This window comes from Ruegeria sp. SATB045 (assembly GCF_059613525.1).
Map to the genome: position 1 here is coordinate 15,111 of NZ_JBXWSR010000034.1, position 14,485 is coordinate 29,595.

The 14,485-nt window shown below is 57.7% G+C and carries 15 protein-coding genes and 1 tRNA gene; 5 read left to right on the forward strand and 11 right to left on the reverse strand.

Annotated features, from left to right (window positions below):
* Positions 1-64: 64 nt before the first annotated feature.
* Genes AC2FNR_RS18020 through AC2FNR_RS18040 form a run of 5 tightly spaced genes read right to left on the reverse strand, consistent with a single transcriptional unit; the run spans position 65 to position 4,113 of the window.
* A complete protein-coding gene (locus AC2FNR_RS18020) occupies positions 65-1,237 on the reverse strand; it encodes a molybdopterin molybdotransferase MoeA (RefSeq protein ID WP_496850524.1) in 1,173 nt (390 codons plus the stop codon).
* Positions 1,234-1,707: a cyclic pyranopterin monophosphate synthase MoaC gene (gene moaC / locus AC2FNR_RS18025; protein ID WP_496850525.1), complete on the reverse strand. Its 474-nt coding sequence runs from the start codon at positions 1,705-1,707 to the stop codon at positions 1,234-1,236. The genes AC2FNR_RS18020 and moaC overlap by 4 nt, the downstream gene beginning before the upstream one ends.
* On the reverse strand, positions 1,707-2,519 hold the full coding sequence (trpC, locus tag AC2FNR_RS18030) for an indole-3-glycerol phosphate synthase TrpC (protein ID WP_496850526.1): 813 nt from the start codon (positions 2,517-2,519) through the stop codon (positions 1,707-1,709). The genes moaC and trpC overlap by 1 nt, the downstream gene beginning before the upstream one ends.
* Positions 2,516-3,535, reverse strand: coding sequence for an anthranilate phosphoribosyltransferase (trpD, locus tag AC2FNR_RS18035; RefSeq protein WP_496850527.1), 1,020 nt, complete (start codon positions 3,533-3,535; stop codon positions 2,516-2,518). The genes trpC and trpD overlap by 4 nt, the downstream gene beginning before the upstream one ends.
* Entirely contained in the window at positions 3,532-4,113 is a 582-nt protein-coding gene (locus AC2FNR_RS18040; protein WP_496850528.1) for an anthranilate synthase component II, read from the reverse strand. The genes trpD and AC2FNR_RS18040 overlap by 4 nt, the downstream gene beginning before the upstream one ends.
* Before the next feature lie 193 nt (positions 4,114-4,306).
* Here AC2FNR_RS18040 and AC2FNR_RS18045 point away from each other — a divergent pair, with 193 nt between their 5' ends.
* Positions 4,307-5,815 (forward strand): divergent polysaccharide deacetylase family protein, encoded by a 1,509-nt coding sequence (locus AC2FNR_RS18045; protein WP_496850530.1) that lies wholly within the window; start codon positions 4,307-4,309, stop codon positions 5,813-5,815.
* A gap of 35 nt (positions 5,816-5,850) precedes the next feature.
* Here AC2FNR_RS18045 and trpE read toward each other — a convergent pair whose 3' ends face one another.
* The 5 genes from trpE to fabI form a co-directional block, all read right to left on the reverse strand.
* Positions 5,851-7,362 carry an anthranilate synthase component I gene (gene trpE / locus AC2FNR_RS18050; RefSeq protein ID WP_496850532.1) on the reverse strand — a complete coding sequence of 504 codons (1,512 nt, stop codon included), beginning with the start codon at positions 7,360-7,362 and terminating at the stop codon, positions 5,851-5,853.
* Positions 7,363-7,373: 11 nt separating this feature from the next.
* Positions 7,374-9,215 carry a peptidyl-prolyl cis-trans isomerase gene (locus AC2FNR_RS18055; protein WP_496850534.1) on the reverse strand — a complete coding sequence of 614 codons (1,842 nt, stop codon included), beginning with the start codon at positions 9,213-9,215 and terminating at the stop codon, positions 7,374-7,376.
* A 79-nt stretch (positions 9,216-9,294) separates the two neighbouring features.
* On the reverse strand, positions 9,295-10,470 hold the full coding sequence (locus AC2FNR_RS18060) for an aminotransferase (protein ID WP_170752938.1): 1,176 nt from the start codon (positions 10,468-10,470) through the stop codon (positions 9,295-9,297).
* 67 nt (positions 10,471-10,537) lie between these two features.
* The gene (gene gpt / locus AC2FNR_RS18065) at positions 10,538-11,047 is read right to left on the reverse strand and encodes a xanthine phosphoribosyltransferase (protein WP_170354285.1); all 510 of its coding nucleotides are present in this window, start codon (positions 11,045-11,047) and stop codon (positions 10,538-10,540) included.
* 5 nt (positions 11,048-11,052) lie between these two features.
* On the reverse strand, positions 11,053-11,859 hold the full coding sequence (fabI, locus tag AC2FNR_RS18070) for an enoyl-ACP reductase FabI (protein ID WP_170354284.1): 807 nt from the start codon (positions 11,857-11,859) through the stop codon (positions 11,053-11,055).
* A gap of 136 nt (positions 11,860-11,995) precedes the next feature.
* Between fabI and pdxH the strand changes: the two genes are divergently transcribed.
* From pdxH to AC2FNR_RS18090, 4 genes are all read left to right on the forward strand, one after another.
* The gene (gene pdxH / locus AC2FNR_RS18075) at positions 11,996-12,601 is read left to right on the forward strand and encodes a pyridoxamine 5'-phosphate oxidase (protein WP_170354283.1); all 606 of its coding nucleotides are present in this window, start codon (positions 11,996-11,998) and stop codon (positions 12,599-12,601) included.
* A 142-nt stretch (positions 12,602-12,743) separates the two neighbouring features.
* Positions 12,744-13,250 (forward strand): cold-shock protein, encoded by a 507-nt coding sequence (locus tag AC2FNR_RS18080; RefSeq protein WP_174821856.1) that lies wholly within the window; start codon positions 12,744-12,746, stop codon positions 13,248-13,250.
* A 6-nt stretch (positions 13,251-13,256) separates the two neighbouring features.
* Positions 13,257-13,724: a DUF192 domain-containing protein gene (locus tag AC2FNR_RS18085; RefSeq protein WP_480865622.1), complete on the forward strand. Its 468-nt coding sequence runs from the start codon at positions 13,257-13,259 to the stop codon at positions 13,722-13,724.
* 43 nt (positions 13,725-13,767) lie between these two features.
* Positions 13,768-13,844 (forward strand) — tRNA-Pro (locus AC2FNR_RS18090).
* A gap of 7 nt (positions 13,845-13,851) precedes the next feature.
* Here the strand turns inward: AC2FNR_RS18090 and AC2FNR_RS18095 are convergent.
* A complete protein-coding gene (locus tag AC2FNR_RS18095; RefSeq protein WP_353389949.1) occupies positions 13,852-14,262 on the reverse strand; it encodes a hypothetical protein in 411 nt (136 codons plus the stop codon).
* Positions 14,263-14,485 lie beyond the last annotated feature (223 nt).

Consider the following 14,485-nt stretch of genomic DNA (forward strand, 5'->3'; position numbering starts at 1 on the left):
CGGTCATGCGTTTTCTTTTGTTCTACGCATGTTCACGTTTTGTGTCAATGGATTTGAGCGTTTGCTAAATCGGTAGGTACAGGACCTCATCACCAGCAGGCCGCGCCGGATCATTCGGCTGTCGAACCAACAAAGCATTGGCCTGCGCCAGGACGCTTAAAAGCGAGCTGTCCTGATCGTCGCAAGCCCGTATGCCATCATTGTCAAGAATGGCGCGCATATAGTGTTCGCGCGGACCATTCTGGCCGAGCGGGGCAACCAGGCTAGCCGTTTGGAACGGCGTCAAAGCCTCGGCCAGCCCCACCATGCGGCGTACCATTGGTACCAAAAAGAGATAGCCGCAAACCATTGCGCTGACAGGATTTCCCGGCAATCCAACCATTGCAGCTTTGCCAAGCCGCCCGGCCATCAGCGGCTTTCCAGGGCGCATGCGTATCTTGTAAAATGACCGCTCCATCCCGAGATTGGCGGATACGTCCGACACCAGATCATAATCCCCGACCGAGGCTCCTCCGATCGTGACGACCAGATCCGCGCCTGTTGCCAGATCAAAGGCTGTTTCAAGCGAAGCGACTGTGTCTCGCGCGATAGGCAGAATGCGAACTTCCGCTCCAACATCTTCTAGCAACGCCTTGAGACCAAAGGTGTTTGACGCGATGATCTGATCAGGGCCGGGCGTATCGCCCGGCATGACCAATTCGTCTCCGGTCGAGATCAGTGCAACGATCGGCTTGCGGGCGACGGGAACCTCGGGGATGTTCATTGCGGCCATAAGGGCCACATCCTCGGGGCGGATGCGACGAGGGGCAGAGATCGTTGTGCCGGATTTAAAATCAACACCCTTGGGTCGAATGTTGGTCTTGTCGCCGGGCATGTCCGTGATTGTAATCAGATCATCCCTGCGTTCAGTATCTTCTTGGATCACGACAAAATCCGCGCCGTCTGGCACGGGGGCTCCGGTGAAAATGCGAACTGCCTGACCAGCGCCAACTTGACCAGAATACCTGCGCCCAGCGGCGGCCTCTCCGACGACTTTGAACATTGCGTGCAGTTCGACTTCGGATGACTTGACTGCGTATCCATCCATCGAAGATGCCGCAAACGGAGGTTGATCGCGTTTGGCCGCAACGTCCTGCGCCAAAATCCGACCGGCCGCTTGCGAGAGTGAAACGGTTTCTGCAGGCAGCCGGTCAACCAGGCCAAACAGGAGGGCCCGAGCGTCTTCGACAGTTATCATTTCGCTTCGTAACGGCCTGATTTACCGCCATCTTTTAGCAAGACTTTTATGCCGCCGATCTCCATTGCTTTGTCGACAGCCTTGGTCATGTCGTAAACCGTCAGGGCTGCGGTCGAGGCCGCGGTCAGCGCCTCCATCTCTACACCTGTTTGACCCGAGGTCTTGACGGTCGCTTTAATCTGAACGCCCGGCAGATCCGGGTCCAACGTCAATTCGACAGCAACCTTAGTCACGGGCAAAGGATGACACAACGGGATCAGGTCAGGGGTTTTTTTCGCGCCCATGATACCAGCAAGACGTGCAACGCCCAGCACATCACCCTTTTTTGCACGCCCTTCTGATATTAAATCAAAGGTTTCCTGCGCCATCTTGATGTGCCCAGCCGCCACGGCAACCCGGTCCGTTACCGCCTTATCGGACACATCCACCATGTGGGCTTGGCCCTGTGCGTCAAAGTGAGTGAGCGACATTACATTACTCCGGGGATCAAAGGGTTAGCCAGCAAGTTTCGCGTCGCCGCAGTGACATTGTCCTGCCGCATCAGGCTTTCGCCGATCAGGAAGGACCGTGCGCCATAGCGGGCGATGTCGGCCAGGTCGGCTGGCGTGCTCAGACCGCTTTCGCAAACAATAGTCCGATCGCCGGGCACCAGTTTTGACAACCTGCGCGTTGTATCAAGAGTTGTCTCAAACGTCTTGAGATTACGATTATTTATCCCAATCAGACTGCTTTTGAGCTTGGTTGCGCGTTCCAGTTCGGCCTCGTCATGCACTTCGATCAGGACATCCATGCCCCAGTCAAAGGCCGTTTGCTCCAACTCGGCGGCTTGTTCATCTTCGACCGAGGCCATGATGATCAGAATACAGTCGGCGCCCAAAGCGCGAGCTTCGACGACCTGATAAGGGTCGTACATGAAATCCTTACGCAGCGCAGGCAATGACGTCGCTGCGCGGGCCGTCGTCAGGTATTCTTTGGCCCCTTGAAAGCTGGGCGTGTCCGTCAAAACCGACAGACAGGTTGCGCCGCCTTCTTCGTAGGCTTTTGCCAGTACCGGAGGGTCAAAATCCGGGCGGATCAAACCTTTTGAGGGGCTTGCTTTCTTCACCTCGGCGATCAGCCCATAGCCGGATCGCGCGGCGGCGGTCAGTGCTGTCGCAAAACCGCGCACCTCAGACGCAGACTTGGCTTCATCCTCCAAATCTTCCAAAGACTTATTGGTCTTATCTAATGCGACTTCCTCAAGCTTGTATGCTTTGATCTTGTCCAGAACCGTCTCGGTCATGCGGCCTCCTGAGTGATGCGGGCCAGTACCGCGATTTTTTCTTTGGCAGCGCCGCTGTCGATGCTGTGCGCGGCTTTCTCGACCCCGTCCTTGAGGTCGCTTGCAGCGTCGGCCACCACCAGTGCAGCGGCAGAGTTCAAAAGGACTGCGTCCCGGTACGCGGACGGAGTGCCATCCAGCAGGGCGCGGAAGGCAACAGCGTTTTCTTCAGGTGTTCCGCCCAGAATGTCCTCGAACGGGTGCACTGGCAGGCCAGCATCTTCTGGATGCAGTTCAACCTCACGCACACCGCCGTTTTCCCATGAGGCAACCCAGCTGACACCAGTAATGGTTAATTCGTCGGTGCCATCGGACCCGTGAACCAGCCATGCGTGTTCGGTACCAAGCACGCCAAGCGTCTCGGCCATTGGGCGGATCAATTCGCGGCTGAACGCGCCCGTCAATTGCCGTTTCACTCCGGCCGGGTTTGTAAGTGGCCCCAGAATGTTAAAGATCGTACGTGTCCCAAGTTCCTGCCGTGTTGGCATCACGTGGGCAATGGCCGGATGGTGCATGGGGGCCATCATAAAGCCTATACCAGCCTCTTTCAGCGCTTTTTCAACGACTTCTGGCCCGACCATCACGTTGATACCCATCTGACCCAACGCATCGGCCGCACCGGATTTCGAACTTAGGTTCCGGTTCCCGTGTTTTGCAACTGTGACGCCAGCGCCCGCGACGACAAAGGCTGTTGCGGTAGAGATATTCAGCGTTCCCTTGCCATCGCCACCTGTGCCGACGATATCCATCGCGCCGTCCGGCGCATTGACCGCGTTGCATTTGGCCCGCATCACTGCCGCCGCCGCCGCATATTCGTCGACCGTCTCGCCTCGGGTTCGCATCGCCATCAGCAAACCGCCGATCTGGCTGGGTGTGGCGGCGCCATCGAAGAGGATGCCAAAAGCCTGTTCGGCTTCGGCGCGCGTCAAAGGCCGATCAGCAGCAGTGCCGATCAGCGGTTTCAATACGTCGCTCATGCGGGGACTTTCATCTCGGACAGGAAGTTCTTGAGCAGGGCATGGCCGTGCTCGGATGCAATCGATTCTGGGTGGAACTGAACGCCGTGAATTGGGAGCTGCTTGTGTTGCAGGCCCATGATCGTCCCATCTTCCAGCTCAGCCGTGATTTCCAGGCAATCGGGCAGGGTGGTCCGGTCGACCACCAGCGAATGGTACCGGGTTGCCTTGAAGGGAGAAGGCAGCCCGGCGAACAGACCTTTCCCAGTGTGATGCATGGTGCCCATCTTGCCGTGCACAATCTCATGGCACCGAATGACGTCACCGCCGAATGCTTGCCCGATGGTCTGATGCCCAAGGCAAACGCCCATCAAGGGGGTCTGGGTTTCAGCAGCTGCCTGTGTCAGCGCCAGGCAAATCCCAGCCTGATCCGGGTCGCATGGTCCGGGGCTAAGAAGGATTCCGGCCGGGTTCATGGCCATGGCCTCTTGCACATCCAGCGCGTCATTTCGCCGAATAACCATTTCGGCACCAAGTTCGCCTAAATAGTGTACCAGATTGTAGGTAAACGAGTCGTAGTTGTCGATCAGCAGCAGCATTTGGGCACTTGTCTCGGATTGGGCATTTGGGACTGGCGATACAGCCCCGAGCCGCGATATAATGTCGGGACATACATGCTCAGGCTTGCGAGGCAGCGTCAAGAGGACATCCGGTTCCATACGCGCTTACGGGTGAGTGTCGCAGAAGACGACGCAGGCAATCGAAGCAGGAATTAGTCGAAAGGCAATTAGAATGGGCGGATTTCTAGGAGGGATGATCGCAGGTGCGGTCGTGGTAATGCTGTTGGGAGCGGCGTTGTCTCTAACCACGCCTCTGTCGCGCAAACCCGTTGTTGCGGATGTTGCACCCGAACCTGCACCAAGCGAAGTACCCGAGGTCGAGGCAGACAAGCCCGAAGCCATTGCAGATGCCGATTTGGTCACTTTGCCCGCGACAGAGCCTGAATCAACCGATCAACAAACAGATACGCTGGCAGGGCTTTCGGAAATTGAAGAGGCTCCGGATGATCAGCCGCAGGTCAACGAATCCGCGCCCGTTGTCGAAGAGGCAGCCGTCGTCGAGCCTGATGAGGTGGCAGTGACGAGTGAGGCACCTGTTCAGCCGCAAGCGCCTGCAGTTTTGCCAGATACGCCTATTGCCGAAGGGCAGCCCGAGTTGATCGAGGAGCCCCCAGCCCCTCCAGCCCCTCCAGCCCCGGAAGTCGCTGCACTAGAAGTACCTGTCGAACAGCCCCAGCCTGAGTCTGTCGAGCCGGAACCAGACCAATCCCAGGCTGCCGAGTTGGAACCGGCCCCTGACTTTGAACCGGAAAGTACAGAAGCAGAGCCTTTGCCGGAAATTGCCGCGCTCGAGCCGAAGGAAGATTTACCTGAAGAAAATCCCATCGCGGTCGAGGGTGATGAAACGGACCTCAACCGCCGTCTGCCGCGCATTGCAGCCGTTCCACAGATCGGTGGCGACCAAAACGGCGCGGGGGGATCAACGGTTGGTCGGCGCGTTGTCCCGCTGACCGAACGAGACAACGCTCCGGCTGATCAGGACGGATCAGGTCAGACTGCGGTGCCGGGAAAACCGATCGAAGCCTATGCGGCCAAATTCGATAACCCCGACGCCAAACCGCTGATGTCAATTATCCTGATTGACGACGAAGGCGCTTATGGTGCCGAAGCGTTGCAGGATTTCCCGTACCCGATCAGCTTTGCCGTCAGCCCCTCCGACCCCGACGCTGCCGAAAAGATGGCTAGACATCGCTCTGCAGGTTTCGAGGTTCTTGCGGTGGCGGATCTTCCTAAAACCGCCAGTGCGCAGGATGCCGAAGTGTCAATGGCCGTATGGTTGCAGACCTTGCCAGAAACGGTCGGTATTCTCGAAGGGGTCGAGACAGGCATTCAGGGCAATCGCAAGCTGGCTGATCAGGTTGCCGCTATTGCTGCCGGGACAGGCCGTGGCTTGATCACCCAGGACAACGGTCTCAACACGGTTCAGAAGCTGGCTGCCCGCAATGGGACGCCGTCCAGCGTGATTTTCCGAGACATAGACGGCGCACGTCAGGACCCAAAGATCATGCGCCGCTTTCTGGATCAGGCCGCTTTCCGGGCCGGGCAGGAGGGGACGGTTGTCATGCTGGGACGGTTGCGCCCTGACACCATCTCGGCCTTGCTTGTCTGGGCCCTGGAAGACCGGGGAGGGCGTGTGGCCATGGCACCGATTTCCGCCGTCATGAAACAAGCCGTCCAATAAGCCCGTGTGGCTGGCCGGTTTGGCCAGCCGTTTGATCAGCTGTTACCCGGTCCCGTAAAGCGCGCAGCATCAGCAGCCGCGCGTCGGATGGCATTGGATTTGTGCACTGTCTCCATAAATTCCGCCTCGGGGTCGCTGTCATAGACAACACCGCCACCGGCCTGAATATACAGCTTGTGATCTTTCACAATCGCTGTGCGCAGGGCGATACACATATCCATGTCTCCACCCGCGCTGAAATATCCGACCCCGCCGCCATAGACACCGCGCTTTTCCGGCTCCAATTCGTCAATGATCTCCATCGCGCGGACCTTGGGCGCGCCTGAAACCGTGCCTGCAGGCATCCCGGCAAAGAACGCATCCAGCGCGTCTTTATCTTCGGCCAGTTCGCCGACCACGTTCGACACAATGTGCATCACGTGGCTGTAGCGTTCGATGATGAATTCTTCGGTAGGTCGCACGGTGCCGATCTTGGCCACGCGGCCCGTGTCATTGCGGCCCAGATCCAGCAACATGAGATGCTCGGCCAGTTCTTTCTTGTCGGCCAGCAGATCGGCCTCGTTCGCCTTGTCTTCCTCGGGGGTCGCGCCACGGGGACGGGTGCCTGCAATGGGGCGGATCGTGACCTCATTGCCAAAGACACGCACCAGAATCTCGGGGCTGGCGCCCACAACCTGAAAGCCGCCAAAGTTGAAGTAGAACATGAAGGGCGACGGGTTCGTGCGGCGCAATGACCGATACAGTGCAAAAGGCGGCAGCGGAAAATCCTGCGTCCAACGTTGGGCCGGAACCACCTGAAAGATATCGCCTGCGCGGATATAGTCTTTGGCTTTCTCGACTGCTTCCATATAGCCCGACTTGGTGAAGTTCGAGACAGGCGCGGCCACTTCGGACGCGTCGCCCAGATCGCGGGTTTCGGCGGGCATGGCGCGTTCCAGATCGCGAACGGCATCCATCACGCGCTCGGCCGCTTGGGCATAAGCCGCTTTGGCGGACTGACCTTCACTGACCCATGCGGGGGAAACAACTGTCACCTCACCTTTGACGCCGTCCAGAACGGCCACGACCGAAGGACGCAACATCACCGCATCTGGTAGCTCCAGAGGGTCAGGGTTCACGTCTGGAAGATACTCGACCAGGCGCACCATGTCATAACCCAGATAACCAAACAGCCCGGCGGCCGCCTGAGGCAGATCATCGGGCAGAGCGATCCGACTATCAGCAAGCAGTGCCCGCAAATTATCCATCGGGTTTCCATCCTGAGGCTGGAACGCCTCGGGGTCGAAACGCGCCGACCGGTTCAGCTCGGACACGTCGCCCTGGCAGCGCCAGATCAGATCCGGTTTCATACCAATGATCGAATAGCGCCCGCGTACCTCTCCGCCGGTAACCGATTCCAGCATGAACGCGTCTTTTTGCGCGCCCGTTAGCTTGAGCATCAGGGAAACGGGCGTATCCAGATCAGCCGCAAGGCGCGTATAGACTACCTGATTTTCGCCAGCCTCGTAGGCGCGGGCGAAACTGTCAAACTCAGGGGTAAGGGCCATATCGGTCTCTTTTAATAGCTCGCCTGAACGGCATTCAGGGCACGCTGGTCCACGGTTGGTCGGGCACGAACCTGCGCATCGCGGACAAAAGCGTCGAAAATATTCTGTGCCAACGCCTGGTCCAACTGCGCAGCAAGGGCCTCTCGGGCTTGCCGCAGTTCGTCTGTTTCATCTGGCGGCAGCAGCTCTTCCAGACGGACGATCAGAGCAGTACCCTCACCGGAAACAACACGCAGTTCGCCGGGCTCCATTTCAAACACCTGAACCATGAAATCGGCAGGAACATCTTCAAGGAATGCTGTACGCGTCAGGGCGTTCTCGACCCGGAATGGCAAACCCGTTGCGGTGAAATCGCCATCGCCCTCAAGCTGCTCAAGGACAGTTGCGGCTTGCTCCTCCAGCGCCTTGTTCGTCTCGGCCTGAGTCCATGCGGCGATTACACGGTCGCGCGCGCTGTCCAGCGGTTCGGGGCGGCGAGGTAACACTTCGTTCAAGCGCATCGCAAAGATCGAGCCGTCTTCCAGGAACGCGACCTCGGGGAAATCGCCCTCGTTCACGGCTTGTGCGGCAGTGCGGAACCCGTCATAGGCCGCCACCCCGTCCTCGCTTTGCGTGGTCCAGTCGATCTGACCCAGTTCCATCTCGGTTTTGCCGACCAGCTCTTCAAGCGTGGCACCACCTGCCAGCAGGTCGTTGATGTCTTCGGCTTGCGCCTCAATCTGGCGACGCGCGCGATCTGCGGCCAGCTCTTCGCGCAGGGCTGGGGCGGCGTCTTCGAATGAGGTGTTGTTTTCAGCCAGCGATCCATTGACGCGGAACAGAGCCGGCCCCAGAGAGGACGGAAGCGGGCCAACCACGGCGTCCAGATCGGCAGCAAAGACCCCGTCAGCTGCGTCCCCCAGATCGTCGCGGGTGACGTCGCCTAAATCAACATCGCTCAGTTCAAGCTCGCGCTCACGCACCAATTGCTCGAAGGTTGTTCCACCAACCTCAAGCTGCGCTTTGGCCGCTTCGGCGGCGGCTTCATCCGCAAAGGGCAGGCGTTCGACAAGACGGCGTTCGGGCTGCAGGTATTCGCCAGCGCGCTGGTCATACAGACGGCGGACCGAGTCTTCGTCAACGTCTACACTGTCCAGCAACATCTCCGGAGAAAGGATCGCATATGTCAGCTTCTTGGTGCGGGGCAGGGTGAACAGATCCCCGTTTTCATCGTAATATGATTGAATTTGCGCGTCTGTCGGCGCTGCAATCGGCGCTGCCAGTGCGTCCGGACCCAGCGTTGCCACTGTAAAGCTGCGCCGCGCGCCAACAAAGTTCATCATCGCATCCGTCAGGGTTTCGGGCATTTCGATACCCCCCATGACCGCGCCCTGAACGATGGTTCGAGCCGACTCTTTGCGCAGGTCGGATTCGAATTCGGCATCGGACATTCCTACCTGATCCAGTTGGAATTCATAGGCGTCGCGGTCAAAGTTCCCGTCGATCCCCTGAAAGGCCGGGATTGCGACAATTTCCTGTTGCAGGTTTGCGTCCCCGATCGAGATGCCCAGCAGCCCAACTTCATTGTCCAGCGACGCCAGCGCCGTCAGACGCGACAGTGCCAACTGATCCAACCCGAATTCATGTGCCTGCGCGATCTGCAGCGGCTGACCGGTCTGTTGTTCCACGGCGCGGATTTCGCGTTGCAGCTCGCGGACATATTCATCGACCGAGACGCTTTCGTTCCCGACCTGTGCGACTGTGCGCACTGTGCCGGACAAGCTGGTTGCGCCAAACCCTGCGAGCCCCAACATCAAAAGGCCCATGAGGATCCAGACAAAGGTCTTCGATAGCTTTTTTACGCCTGCGGCCATGGTGCCCTCTTGTTTTGTGGCAAAGGTCTGCCCTGTCGGTTGCGGCCCTGAATACGATGCGCGCCGCCGAGGGGCAAGCTCAGAAGGTCAACGCTTCGAGCCGGTCGAACAATTGCGCCAGTCCGGCGCGGTCCAGGTTGGCAAAAGCCACTCGGACTTGCTGCTTTCCAGCCGGGTCTGTGTCGGGCATGAACATCGTTCCCGGCAGCAACAGAATGCCTGCCTCGGAAACCAGTTTTTGCGCCAATACGTCCGAAGGCATGTCGAACGGGTGTTCGAGATAGGCAAAATACGCGCCCAGCCCCAGCAGGCGCCAGCCTTTTGAGGTCAGGCGCGGCAGCATCTCTTGGATAGCGACACGGCGATCAAGGATCTCATCCCGCTCGCCCGCAACCCACTGGGACAGGTTTTGCATCCCCCAGAGCGCCGCAAACTGCCCCATCTGGCCAGGGCAGATGGCGACTGTATCCAGAAACTTTTCGATTTCGGCCAAAAGGTCGGGGCTTGTCGCGATTGCACCGACGCGGTGGCCGGTCAGCCGATAGGCCTTGGAAAAGGAATACAGGTGAACCAGCGTTTGATCCCAGTCGGCCTGGCTGAACAGGCGATGCGGCGGACCGCTGCGGCTGTCGAAGTCGCGGTATGTTTCGTCGACCAGCAGCCGGATGCCGGTTTCGCGGGCGAGATCGTAAAAGGCTTGGACCAGATCGGATGGATATTCCACACCGCCGGGGTTGTTCGGAGTAACCAATGATATTGCGCGGGTTCGATCCGTGATCAGCGCCCGGGCGGCGTCGGGGTCAGGCAGAAGGTCGTCATTGGTTTGCAAGTCGACCGCCGTCACTCCGGCCATATCAAGCCACATTTTATGATTGAAATACCATGGGGTTGGCAGGATAACCTCATCCCCTTCATCAGTCAGCGCCGAGATCGCCGCGGCGAAAGCCTGATTGCACCCCGAGGTGATCGCCACCTGGGATGGTTGTACTTCGGCGTCATAGTGCTGGCTGATTTGTGTAGCCAGCGCCTCGCGCAGGTCAGGATTACCCAGAACGGGGCCATACAAATGCGCTGCATCTGTATTGACCGCGAAATCCGCCATTGCCTGACGCAAGGCCAGTGGCGGCGGGTCAACAGGGGCCGCTTGGCTGACATTGATCAGGGGGCGGTTTTCGGGGAAGTCCACGCCTTCAAGCCAGCGACGCGCCTCCATCACCGGAGGAGGAAAAGTGGCGCTGGTGCGGGTCTGTGTCATGGCGTGGCTGCTGTTTGCGAGGCGTTGCCTCGCATTCCCAAGTATTTTCGGCGGAAAAGGCTACGGATCAGTCCGTGCCTCGATATGGCTCGACATATTGTAGGGCCATATCCCAAGGAAAGAAGATCCAGGTATCTTGGCTGACCTCGGTGATGAATGTATCCACCATCGGGCGGCCCTTGGGCTTAGCGTAAACGGTGGCAAAATGTGCGTTGGGGTACATCGCACGCACCAATTCCAGCGTTTTTCCACTGTCGACCAGATCGTCAACGATCAGCACGCCGGTACCATCGCCCATCAACTGAGCATCGGGGGCTTTCAAAACCTCCGCCTCGCCTTGTTCCTGATGGTGGTAGGAGCGAACACTGATTGTATCGACGGTGCGTATATCAAGCTCGCGGCTGACGATCATAGCAGGCGCCATGCCGCCGCGGGTGATTGCGACCACAGCGCGCCACGCGCCGTCATCGGGGCCTTGCCCGTCCAGACGCCAGGCTAAAGCACGGGAATCACGGTGAATCTGATCCCAACTGATATGAAAGCCTTTTTCGTGGGGTAGGCGGTCTTTGGCGCTCATCGGTGTTAACCCTTCTCAACGTCTGGTGCATCGACGGCCTTCATACCGACAATATGATAGCCCGAATCCACGTGCAGGTTTTCACCGGTCACGCCACTGCTGAGGTCGGACAACAGGTACAAGGCCGAATTGCCAACATCGTCGATGGAGACATTGCGACGCAGGGGCGAGTTATACTCGTTCCACTTCATGATATAGCGGAAATCGCCGATGCCGCTGGCGGCCAGCGTCTTGATCGGGCCGGCCGAGATTGCGTTGACGCGGATACCGTCTTTGCCCAGATCTTCGGCAAGGTACTTGACCGACGCTTCCAGTGCCGCCTTGGCCACACCCATGACGTTATAATGCGGCATGACCTGCTCGGCCCCGTAATACGTCAGCGTGATCGCGCTGCCGCCGTCGGTCATCATCTTCTCGGCGCGTTGCATCACCGCTGTGAAAGAATAGACCGAAACGTCCATGGTGAGTTTGAAGTTGGCACGAGACGTATCCACGTACCGACCACGAAGCTCGTTCTTGTCCGAAAAGCCAATGGCGTGGACGACAAAGTCTAATTTGCCCCACTTTTCTTCAAGCGCCGCAAACAGCGCGTCAATCGACTCTTCGTCACTGACGTCGCAAGGCAGCACAATCTCACTACCAAGCTGAGCGGCCAGAGGGTCAACTCGTTTCTTCAGCGCGTCCCCCTGATATGAGAATGCAAGATCGGCCCCCGCGTCGGACAATGCGCGGGCAATCCCCCATGCGATTGATTTGTCATTGGCCAGTCCCATGATGAGGCCGCGCTTGCCGGCCATCAACTGATTTGACATGTTCGGTTCTCCGCCTGTCCTTCGCATTATGTCTGGATGGTTTATGCCATCGGATGGCCTGCATCAAGGCCGTGTGCTCTTGCTCGTGGCGGGTTCTGGCCGTAGTGTGGTTAACAAGAGTTTCCAGGGGATGGAAATGAGTGAAAGAGACGGCATTTTTGCTGGCACCGATCCGTTTGAAATCGCGACTCGGTGGCTGGAGGACGCCAAGGGCAGTGAACCAAATGATCCTAATGCGATTGCCTTGGCGACCGTAGACTCTGAAGGGTTGCCCAATGTGCGGATGGTCCTTCTCAAAGAGATCGAGCGGGATGCGTTTGTGTTTTATACAAACTATGAAAGTGCAAAGGCAGCAGAGCTGGACAGCGCTGGCAAGGCAGCTTTCGTGATGCATTGGAAATCTTTGCGGCGTCAAATCCGAGTTCGTGGTACAATTACGCGTGAAACCGGGCCGCAGGCTGACGAGTACTATGCGTCCCGCTCACTCAAAAGTCGTCTTGGGGCCTGGGCTTCGAAACAGTCACGCCCCCTGAGCAGCCGATCGGCCTTGATGGCCGAAGTTGCAAAAGTTACGGCAAAACTGGGTCCGAACCCTCCGCGTCCGCCGTTTTGGGGCGGATATAGGCTGGAACCAAACGAAATAGAATTCTGGGCCGACGGTGCGTTTCGGCTGCATGACAGGTTCCAATGGCGGCGCGATCAAGCGGGCTCTGGGTGGCAAGTGCAAAGGTTGAATCCATGACTTTCACGTATCGTGAAATGCAACACTCAGAGATCAAAGGGTTTTTTCGGCTTGAATTTGTGTGCCAATCCCATACACATCGGACCCTTAACAAATTGAAAAAACTCGCGATGGAAACACCGTGCCAGAAGATCTGAACAACATGTACCGCGTTCGCGGGCACGTAAAATGGTTCGACCCCGCCAAAGGTTACGGGTTCGTTGTGTCTGACGAAGGCGGTCCTGATATTCTGTTGCATGTGAACGTGTTGCGCAATTTCGGTCAAAGTTCGGTGGCTGATGGCGCCGGGATCGAGATCATGACGCATCGCACGGATCGGGGTGTTCAGGCAGTTGAAGTGATTAGCGTTGATCCGCCTGCGCGAGCCGACTCGATGTTGTTGGCGGACTTCGCGGAACTTGACCCGGTTGAGATCGCCCAAGCCCCACTTGAGGCGGCACGGGTAAAATGGTTCGACAAAGGCAAGGGATTCGGGTTTGCCAACGTCTTTGGTCGCGGTGAGGATGTGTTTCTGCATATCGAGGTATTGCGTCGGTCAGGTTTGGCCGACCTTCAACCCGGAGAAGCGCTTGCGATGCGTGTCATTGATGGAAAACGCGGACGTATGGCGGCTCAGGTCATGGCCTGGGAAGCGGCGCTGGACGACTGAATCACCATGAAAGGGCGGCTGGCGGTTCTGACGACTATTGCAGTTCTTTGGACGAGTTCAGCGTTTGCCGCATGCAGCCCGGACCGGGTCACACTAAAAAATGACAAATCCCAGGTCAGTTTCGATATCGAGCTGGCTGTAAGCCCTCAGGAAAGAGCGCAGGGTCTTATGTTCCGCGAGTCTTTGCCCCAACGGGCAGGGATGATGTTTATTTTCGATCCGCCTCAGCCCGTCGCGTTCTGGATGAAAAACACGCTGATTCCATTGGATATGATTTTTTTGGATCGCAGTGGGTCGGTCGTACATGTCCACAGCAACGCCATTCCTGGCGACCTGACTCCGATTGAGGGGGGAGATTCGGTCTATGCGGTCTTGGAAATCAATGCAGGGCTGGCCGAACGTTACCTGATCACGCCCGGAACTCAGATGCGGCACGAAGTTTTTTCACAAGGTCCTGCAATTTGGCCCTGTTAGGGCTTTTCAAATCAGAACAGCGCGTTTAGGAAGGCGCACGGTCCGGGGCGTGGCGCAGTCTGGTAGCGCACCTGTTTTGGGTACAGGGGGTCGTAGGTTCGAATCCTGCCGCCCCGACCACTTCTTCTTACAATGTTGGTGATCCACCCATTGCCTGGTAGAGCGCACTTAGCGCTTTATCCAGAGTCTTGCTTTCGACTGGCACCTGCACAGGCGGGCCTGTCCTTTGGGGGACATTAAAAAACACCTCGGCATCGATCCGATAACCAGCAGTGTTTTTGGTCGATGTCAGGCGCATGACACTTTGAGGCAAGTCCTGCGGATATCCCTCGTAGTTGAGAATCAGATAAGCAGTCGTGTCCGGAGGCAAAAGCTCGGTGCATTCAAACACTTGATTCCCGACCCGTTCGAACTGCTCTCCTGGACCGCTACAGCTGACTTCAAACGTATCGAACAGACGCTTTGGATAGTCTTGAAACTGCGCGCTGCGGGTTGGAGTGGGCACATCTTGTGCTGTGCACGCCACGATCAGGCCCATTAGGGATAGGATTCCAAGCCTCGGTATCAATTCCTGTATCCTCGATCTGTCGTTTGTCGCGGTATGCCCGGATGTGCTTGTCCGATATGGGCCGTGCTGATTCTGTTTCAGTTTAAATACCTTAACGTAGGTTTATCAAATGCCGATAACTGTGCCGGAAATCACAGTTAATTGCGCGTTAGATTTAGTCGGCGGCTGACCAATACCGGTGGATGAACTTGTG